The sequence below is a fragment of the Acinetobacter silvestris genome, assembly GCF_002135235.1.
Lineage (GTDB): Bacteria > Pseudomonadota > Gammaproteobacteria > Pseudomonadales > Moraxellaceae > Acinetobacter > Acinetobacter silvestris.
The window spans coordinates 43,851-52,585 of record NZ_NEGB01000013.1 but is presented as its reverse complement, the minus strand read 5'-3'; the positions used below and the strand labels follow the sequence as shown (position 1 = coordinate 52,585).

Below are 8,735 nucleotides of genomic sequence, written 5' to 3'. Positions count from 1 at the left end.
AAGTTGCTACACTTTATTTGATTTATATTTAAATTTCTATATAAAGGTCGGTTATAAACAAATTTTATCTTTATTTTAAAATATAGCTAGCTAATTTATAATTAGTATTAATTAATATAATTAAGTAATTATAATTAAGACACTATTTTATTTATAAAAATCAATAAATTATAATTTTAAAAGTGGAAGATCTGTCACTGAAAAGTGGAAGGTCTGTCACTGAAAAGTGGAAGGTCTGTCACTGAAAAGTGGAGGGTCTGTCACTGAAAAGTGGAAGGTCTGTCACTGAAAAGTGGAAGGTCTGTCACTATGGTGGAAGCTTTGTCATTCAGTTTTAAATATACTCTTATAAATCAATAAATATATATATATAACAATATTTTATGTTGTTAGTAAGTCTTGGTTTAAATGAAATAAGGTGGAAGCTTTGTCACTATATAATTATTAACTGTGGATAATACATAGCTTTTCATTATAAATTACTAAAAAATGTCTCTTTTTGCACTTGATGATCATTAAAGGTGGAAGATTTGTCACTGAAAAGTGGAAAAAATGATAAATTTTTCACTTATAACAGTGTTTTTTGGCCACAAAAAATAAAATGGGCTCAAGCTTCGCAAGCTAAAGCACATAAAAGTGGAAGGTTTGTCATCAAAAGGTGGAGGAGTATTTTTTAATTCCACTTATTGGGTGAATAACAAACTAAAATGGAAAAGATGATGACATGCTTTCCACTCTTAGTTTTGAGTTAAGTCACGCATGGGCTAATGCTATTTAGATATTGTTAAAGTGTAGTTCTTGAAAAAAATTCCACTTTTGTGTATAAAATGTAGAAAATCACTTTTATTTTTCACTTATGGATAGTTTGAACGAAAAAGAGGAGATCGATTATCTACCATATTGTATTGGTAATATTCGACAAAATGGAGTGGTTAGCACAAGTAACCGTTTAATTCGACCAATTGAATTGTCATCAAATGAATATAAAGCATTACTCTATGCGATGGCAGTTGCAAATTATGGTGAAAAAAATAACCAAGATCATGAAATAACTGAGCAAACTTATATTTATTTGCATAAAGATGATTTAGGCGAATTGTTAGGTTTAGATAAAAAAAATTCTATTAATGTCGCGATTGATCGTATTTATAAAGAATTATCGTCTAGAGTTGCTCACTTTGTGATTGAAGAGCCTTTAGAAGATGGAAAACGAAAAGTAAAGAAAGTACATTCAGTAGTTCCAATTATTCGCGAACTGCGCTGGGAAGATGATGCGAAGAATGCTTTACAGATCCGTTTTACTAGTGAAGTACTTCCGTATTTTACACGCCTAGCAAATGGTAATTTTACTACTTATCAATTAAAGGATTTATTTGCTTTAGACTCAGTCACCAGTATGAGTCTGTATTCCTACATTATTAAAAATGAGTTTAAGTATGTGAATCAGGATTCATATGAAGTCGAACTGTCTTTAGAAAATATAAAAGCTTTAATTGACATAGGTGACAAAAAGTATGATCGATGGGTCGATTTTAGACGGTATGTGTTAGATAAAATTATTGAAGAAATTAATGGGAAAACTAGTCTAAAGTTAGAATATGAAACGCTTAAGAAAGGCCGTCCTGTTGTAGGTATCCGATTTAAAATAACCAATGGGAAAATCGAGCCAGTTTCCCTAGCTGTTAACGAAAGGGATCAAATTTATCTAGATGTATACTTTGATGATAATGCCATAGTGAAGGAACTGGGGGCAAAATTCGATATGACCGTACGTTCTTGGTATACCTATGCAACTGACCCGAATTATCAGCAATTAACTAAATGGTTAAAGCCAGAAGGTTGTTTGACCGACTCTCAAGCTAATGTCATTGTGAACGATATTATGTTCCAAATGGATTTTGCTACAGTGGGTTCTTCTATGAATGACTTCAAAAAGGAAATGAAGTTCAAGTTAAAAAGCAATGCCAGTTTTGTTCAAGAGAATCGTGATCGGTTGAATGAAATATTTGGCAAAGAGATTATTTAAAAGTGTAGTAACTTGCTACATTATTTTAAATAAAATGCCTTAATTAGGGCGTGTCCTCATTTGGCTTTGCACCAAATAAATACGCAGGCTATACGAATCATAGACTGATAATTGCGTGCTAGTTTATTAAATCGAGTTGCAATAGCACGGAAACGTTTCAATCTCGCAAAGGAATTTTCAACTAAATGTCTTAATTTATATAGATATTTATCAAATTCCTTATTCGACCTTTTACTATTTGATCTCATTGGAATAATGGGGATCATATTCTTGTTCTTGGCATTATGATATGTTCAGCATCATACCCCTTATCAGCAATAAGATAGGTTGCCTCGCCTACAGCATCAATTAGTTGTTTTGCAACTTGACTGTCGTGGACGTCACCCCTAGTGATTTTAAAATCAATCGATAATCCATTCGCGTCGGTTGAAGATGTATTTTTGTTGTTCGTCTATCGCGTGATTGTCCAATTTTTCGTTCAAAAACATGCCGAGCTCTACTTGCATGCTGATACGCGCGTATGTACTTCAATCAATGAATACCCATTCCTGACCCAGAAAACGCCTCGTAATCTAAAAGAAATTATCCCATAAGCCCTTACTTGCAAGCGATTGTAAGCAGTTTACAAGGGGGCAGTTATTGAAGATATCACGCCATGTTGCACCTATGCGTAGTATCCATAAGATGGCTTCCATGATATTTCTACTATTTTTTGAACAGTAACAACAGTGTAACTGCATAGTATCTTGAATTTACTGCCAGATATCATTGGTGAGAAGAGTGCGTGTCATTGAAAAATATAGAAATGAAAATAGCTTGAAGGAGGATTTTAATCGAATTACTCAAATGAAGATGCTCCCTAGTAATACAAAATGTTGATCTACTTAAAATTGATTTTCTGAAACCTTTTCTTAAATATTTTTATGAGTTAGCCTAAGCATAATTCTTAGGCTATTTTTATAAACCATAATTCAAATTACATAAAAATTTGATTAAGAAAATTTCTTAAAAACCTGATCTGTAATCGTAACTATTTTTTGGCGTAGACGCTTTACGACTGCTACTTGCTGTCACAGATTGATTGTTATAGAAATTATCAGCTTTTCCTTCATTATTTACTATATTAGGATCCTTAGGTTCCAAATTTAATTCTTTCGTTGGCGATTTTGGTTCAGCCCTGTCATTTTTAGTAGCCGAATCACCCACTGGATTATTTTCAATTGAATCATTCACTCTTTGTTGAAGGGGCGTGTCAAATATAATTTTGATATTTTCTTTATGAGCAATTTCTTGGACTTGTCTTTTAAACTCATCTGTTCCGTCAACTAAAACAACACCAAATTTATCTCTCGCAAGCAATAAAGCATCACGGATATGCTCATGTTGATGACTAACAACTACAATTTCTGATGTATTTTTCGTTTCAAAAAAAGCAATTTTTTTCTGGTCTAGATAAAATTTTTGTCCAAACTTATATTCGACAGTATATTTTTCTCTTGGGAAACACATTTTTCGATTTTGTTGAGAGGGCATTGAAATTTGTTTTTCAGATTTGAAAGTATTTAAAAGTTCTGCTTCTTGTTTCTTTTTTAACTGGATTCTTCGACTATATTCAAAATATTGCTGCATTTGTAAAAAATCAAGTTCAGCTAAATTTTCAGCGTGTTGAAAAGTTTTATTGGCTTCATTTTTGGGGATAAGTGTCAGTTCCGATAAGGAAATGGAGGATACCGTTTCACTACGATATTTTTGCTTTTCATCAAGAATAGGCGGGGCTGTCTGCAAACTAAAATACAATTGCCAGGTCTGTTCAATTTCAGTTGAGTTGAAATATTGTTTATTCAATTTTATGGGCTGGATATAGACAAGATTGCGAACTCTTTGTAGCAGAATAGTCTGATTTTCTACACTTAAATCTAGTATGTCATTTTGATCAACACAATTTCTTAATATTGATTGCAGTTGATTCATATGTACACCACAGCAATTGAGCAACAAACATGTTTTTATTAGAGCAGTACTTTGCACGTTGCTTGTCGATCTAAATTGTTCAAACAAAAATGTAAAACAAGATTCGATCTCTTGTTGAGATAACTTTGTAAAACTTGGTAATACTCTCTCTTGGTTCGTATCGACAATGTTTTTGTTTTCTTTTAAATCACTTAAAGTGGTGTAGCATAATGCTTTAAATTCAGATGAGCCGCGTAGAGATGCTTTTTCACTCACACCGAGCACTTTGATGCATTGTTGTAGTCGACTGATTGAATAATTGCTAAAGACCAAGACCCCATATTGATTCTGTATTGCGATCGGCTCATTCGGTTGATGTTGATCGAAGAGGATTCTTGCTGTTTTAATATTAGGGTTATATTGTCGAATAAAATTTTTAGATTGACGTTGATCAAATAAAAATTGTTGTTGCATCAGTAAGTGATTCAACACTGGAATATGCTTTAAAAAATCTGCATAAGAGGTGATTTTCGATGAATCAAAGCTTGAAGAATATGGAACGTTTTTTTGCAGTGTTTGAGATGTTTTTTGACTTAAGTTTGCATGTTGAGCGTTATAGTTTTTTCTTTGCAATACTCTGGAATTCATTTGATCAGCGTGATGCTGGTAATGCAGCAGGGTGAAAATGACATCAGATGATTGTTCTGGAAATTGTTGTTGTAAATTTTTTAAAAAATGCTGTTTATTGTGTTTATAGATTTCATTTTCAAAAGAAACTTCTAGGTATTCATCTCTACGTTTTGTACTGATAGAGTCCTTCTCTGATTTCATCTCTAGATAAATATCATGCAGATCTTTAACTAAAAAATCTTCATTTTTAAATAAATGATAAGAATGTACAGTGGTTTCTGCTGATTGAGCGTGCTGAACAGTGTCGCTTAATTTGATCAGAGGAATTATTTTGTGATCGACATCATGATGAGTAAAATCCCCCCATTGTTTTTCTAAGTTTTTCAGAGTGACTTGTTTATTACAAAATAAAGAGGCTTTAAAGGTGAGTGTTTGTTTTTCACTTGTCTGAATTTTAAAAATACTACCACTGCGTTTTTTCTCATAAAGAATGCCATGTTGAGCTAATCCTTGGTGCCAACTTCCCCAATTTTCAGCACTGCTCATTACTTGCTGAATATCACGTTCAATATAGTATTGATAGTTTATTTCCTCTGAAATTTCATGACTCATTCGACTTTTTTGCTGATGTCGATGTTCTAGATCTCGAATTTTTGAATCAATTTTTTCAGCATCGGGCTGAGGTACATAATCTGGATTTTTTTCACACTGTCCAGTCTCATGCTTATAGATAAACAGTGGATTAGGCTCTGATACCCATCTCTGTTTCGCTTCAATTTCTGCTACTGCCCGATGAACTGCGTTAAGAATCCAACCACCTCCTAGATCGATGACCTTATTTTCATTGTGCTTATTTTTTTTGAATGGATGAACTTTATTGATGATCAAATGAAAGTGCACATTGTCTGTATCCAGGTGCATTGCATATTGCATTTGCAACTCTTCTGCACCGAGATGTTTTGCTAAAATATCAATTTGTTCTTCAAGCTGTTCAGTGGTTGGAACTTCAAATTTTTTAAAACTTCCGACCATGTGTACGATTGGGTCAATCACGCGAGAGTTCAAACTGGCCGTTTGTGACATTTCAATTTTTTGATAATGCGGATCATCATCTAAAAAGTTTCTAGAGTTTGAATAGACACATTTTTCAGAGAGTAAGTCTTGATCAAAACTAGGATGAAGCTGATGAATATAGTCAGATAAATGTTGAGAACGTGTTTGCTTTGGATGGTGAATATAATCAGATAGTCCAGTGACGCGATCTTCTACTGAAGACCCGATCGTGTTGGGAATGACTTTAATAATCATGATTTATCCAATTCATCATTGAGTCTGCGCACAGTTAATTTGATCTCTGTGATGAGCTGATTTATTTCTCTCACGTCATGATCAATAATTTGCGTATCTTTCAGTTGTTCAAAGATTTTTGTGAGCATGAATCCTAAGAGGCGAACATTATGAATATCGTTTGACGGTATAAAACTTAAGGCTGATGTACTTAAAAGCTTATGTCTGAGGTAATCCGATTGCTTCATTGATGCCTGTTTACAAGCGGTCTGAATTTGATTGAATTCATCCTTAGTAAGATGAATCAGCATTTGTTTATCAAGAGAATCTTTTTTATTCATTTTTTTCTACTGTATGCAAATTGAGACCGAGCATAGCGAGCTCGATATTTGTACTTTGGACAAAAGATATCTTTTGTCCCATCCTGTATTTTTTGAAAATGATCTAATTGTCTAAATATGATAGAGATCATGTTATTTTTTTCACTTTTTTATTATCGCAAAAGATTACATTTTTCAGTCATTTAAAAATCAAAAAAGGGTCATGTTTTGCCATTTCTATCAGCATAGATATTTCGAATAATGATCTTGTAAATTTATTTTTAAGGAAGGTATATGATGCAAGATCAGAATGTTTTAGCACTTGATATTGAAAAGTCTGATGATAAAAATCTTAAAAGCTCAACAGATCATTCTTTTGACGCTGCCCCAGAAAATGATTCTAAGGACTCAAAGTTTGTTGAAAAAAATCAAAAAATATATAGCGAAAATGATTCTAAAAAATTTGAAGACATTCTTCTTCGTCATATTCAAAAAATGAATGAAACAACGATCACGCGAAATCAATTACTTACTCAGCATAGGCAAACTTTACTCCAGCTTTTTGGTCTTGGTGCAACGGTACAAGAAATATTGCATTTTCTAGAAGAAAACAATTTTACTGGAATTACTGCAGAAAATTTAACAGCTTTTTTAAAGAAGAAAAAATAAATTATGGTGTGAAGTTCTTAGGAACTGTTGATATTTTCTGTGCAAAAAAATAGCGAGAAAATAAAATTTAATCGCCAAACCAAATTCACTTCTCGCTATAACCAGCACGAGTAATCTTTAAAACCCTGCACATCGTTTTAATCTTAAATTGATGACTGTATTTAAGGATAATACTGATACTTTACTCGGGCAAGCTGGCAAATACCTTGCTGTCCCATAGTTTGATTTAAATAAAAAAAGCCTGAGTCTAAAGTAGTTAAAATATAAGTGCGAACCAAGAGAAAGAGACATATTAAAAAAAGCCGCGGTGTACTTCGCAAGCCAGTCCAGGTGAGGTATGCCTTTATTCAGGACAATCAGCGTATATGGCCGATCCATCGTTTGTGTTCAACTTTGGATGAGTCGCAGAGGAAATTGTCATGATAATGATGTTGCTGAGAGCTTCTTTCAGTTGTTAAAGCGAGAAAGAATCAAGAAGAAAATATATACATCAAGAACTGAAGCCAAGGTCTGATATCTTTGAATATATTGAGATGTTCTATAATTCAAAACGCAGACATGGTTCCAATGGTCAGCGTTCTCCTTTAGATTAGAAAAGGCCCATCAAAAGATGGTTATTCTAGAATTTTGGTGGCTATTTAGAGATTCTACAGTCTTGAGTACGGAAAGCAGCCCACTCATACTTTCCAGTTGTTCTATAGGAATTCCACTTGTTAATAGATTAGGAGAGTTGAGAAAATGGTGCATCCACTCGATATCACCACCATTCAGATTATAGATAGCCTTGTAAATCCGAATGATGATTAATGCTATTTCTCCTTGTTTAGAATTAGGATCTAGAATTAGGGTTGCTTCAGATAAATTCATATCAACGCATTCAAGATGCAGAATTTTTAAAAATTGCTCTGGCTTTAGTCCAAGATGTTCAGCAGCTTTCCATGAAGCTTTGGCCAAAACTCTAGATTGATTTATAGATTGTGAAAGTGGACTCATAAGCATGCCCTTAATAATGGATAAACAAGCAATTGATCAAAAAAAATATCAAAAATACAATGGTTGCTCTCCTGATAATTATCTTGGAATACAAGTAATAGAAATAATTAAAGTGATGGTTTTTGCAGATGTCCGCAAGACTGAGTCTGGGTTTTTGCTAAGTTTCTCATTTTCTTGCAGCCTTCGTTGCTATAGAACATCATTTATAACCATGAATTAAGTCCGCACTAATTTTGATGTAAGGACTTAATTATGATTAAGATCTTTCTGTTACATAGGAGGATAGTAAGGCGTGTTCGTCAGATTCTTATAGAAATTCGTTAAAAGTTGATCATATATATTCTGTAAACTAATTAAAGATACTTGTTGAAACCCATATTCTTCAAAAAATTGATGATCAACAAAATATGCTACTGCTTCATGTGTCGTGAGATGGTGAGCAACATTAAGTTGTTTGCAAAAGCCTGGTTCAAATAGTAATTGTAGGTCCGTCGTTTCGATAATTTTAGAAGCAACTATTTTTGAGATGGTACGTACATTAAGATTACGGATTTCAGATCTAATTGATTTAAGAACGACATGAGAGGAATTATTCATAGTTAAGCCTTTAAGTGAATAGATTTTTCTTAAAAGAAAAATTTACTTAAATTATTTGTTATGAAAGAATGCAAAGGTAAAACGTCGAAATTTTACAATCTTTCATTTCCTTGATTTGGAATGAAAAGCATGAGTGGCCTATTGTCTAGATAAGTCACTCATGCATATACAATATTGATCATCTAATTTTCCTTCTGAGTTTTTAAAAGATGTTTTTTGTCGAAATAGACAATAAAATGTTATCAATATTTATACATAAACTT

The 8,735-nt window shown here is 32.9% G+C and carries 6 protein-coding genes and 2 pseudogenes; 3 read left to right on the top strand and 5 right to left on the bottom strand.

From position 1 onward, the window contains the following. Positions 1 to 856 precede the first annotated feature (856 nt). The gene (locus B9T28_RS14550) at positions 857 to 2,026 is read left to right on the top strand and encodes a replication initiation protein (protein ID WP_086204698.1); all 1,170 of its coding nucleotides are present in this window, start codon (positions 857 to 859) and stop codon (positions 2,024 to 2,026) included. A gap of 56 nt (positions 2,027 to 2,082) precedes the next feature. Here the strand turns inward: B9T28_RS14550 and B9T28_RS14545 are convergent. The 3 genes and pseudogenes from B9T28_RS14545 to B9T28_RS14535 form a co-directional block, all read right to left on the bottom strand. Then, a pseudogene (locus B9T28_RS14545) lies at positions 2,083 to 2,766 on the bottom strand (IS5 family transposase). 265 nt (positions 2,767 to 3,031) lie between these two features. After that, positions 3,032 to 5,914 (bottom strand): relaxase/mobilization nuclease domain-containing protein, encoded by a 2,883-nt coding sequence (locus B9T28_RS14540; protein ID WP_086204697.1) that lies wholly within the window; start codon positions 5,912 to 5,914, stop codon positions 3,032 to 3,034. Next, complete coding sequence (locus B9T28_RS14535) at positions 5,911 to 6,234, bottom strand: hypothetical protein (protein ID WP_086204696.1); 324 nt, start codon at positions 6,232 to 6,234, stop codon at positions 5,911 to 5,913. The genes B9T28_RS14540 and B9T28_RS14535 overlap by 4 nt, the downstream gene beginning before the upstream one ends. A 273-nt stretch (positions 6,235 to 6,507) precedes the next feature. Here B9T28_RS14535 and B9T28_RS14530 point away from each other — a divergent pair, with 273 nt between their 5' ends. Both B9T28_RS14530 and B9T28_RS14525 read left to right on the top strand, forming a co-directional pair. Continuing rightward, positions 6,508 to 6,882, top strand: coding sequence for a hypothetical protein (locus B9T28_RS14530; protein ID WP_086204695.1), 375 nt, complete (start codon positions 6,508 to 6,510; stop codon positions 6,880 to 6,882). Positions 6,883 to 7,279: 397 nt separating this feature from the next. Then, positions 7,280 to 7,472, top strand: a pseudogene (locus B9T28_RS14525) (IS3 family transposase); the annotation flags it as partial. Positions 7,473 to 7,485: 13 nt separating this feature from the next. Here the strand turns inward: B9T28_RS14525 and B9T28_RS14520 are convergent. Both B9T28_RS14520 and B9T28_RS14510 read right to left on the bottom strand, forming a co-directional pair. Beyond that, positions 7,486 to 7,875, bottom strand: coding sequence for a hypothetical protein (locus tag B9T28_RS14520; protein WP_086204700.1), 390 nt, complete (start codon positions 7,873 to 7,875; stop codon positions 7,486 to 7,488). Positions 7,876 to 8,145: 270 nt separating this feature from the next. After that, entirely contained in the window at positions 8,146 to 8,472 is a 327-nt protein-coding gene (locus B9T28_RS14510) for a hypothetical protein (protein ID WP_086204693.1), read from the bottom strand. Between the last annotated feature and the right edge of the window lie 263 nt (positions 8,473 to 8,735).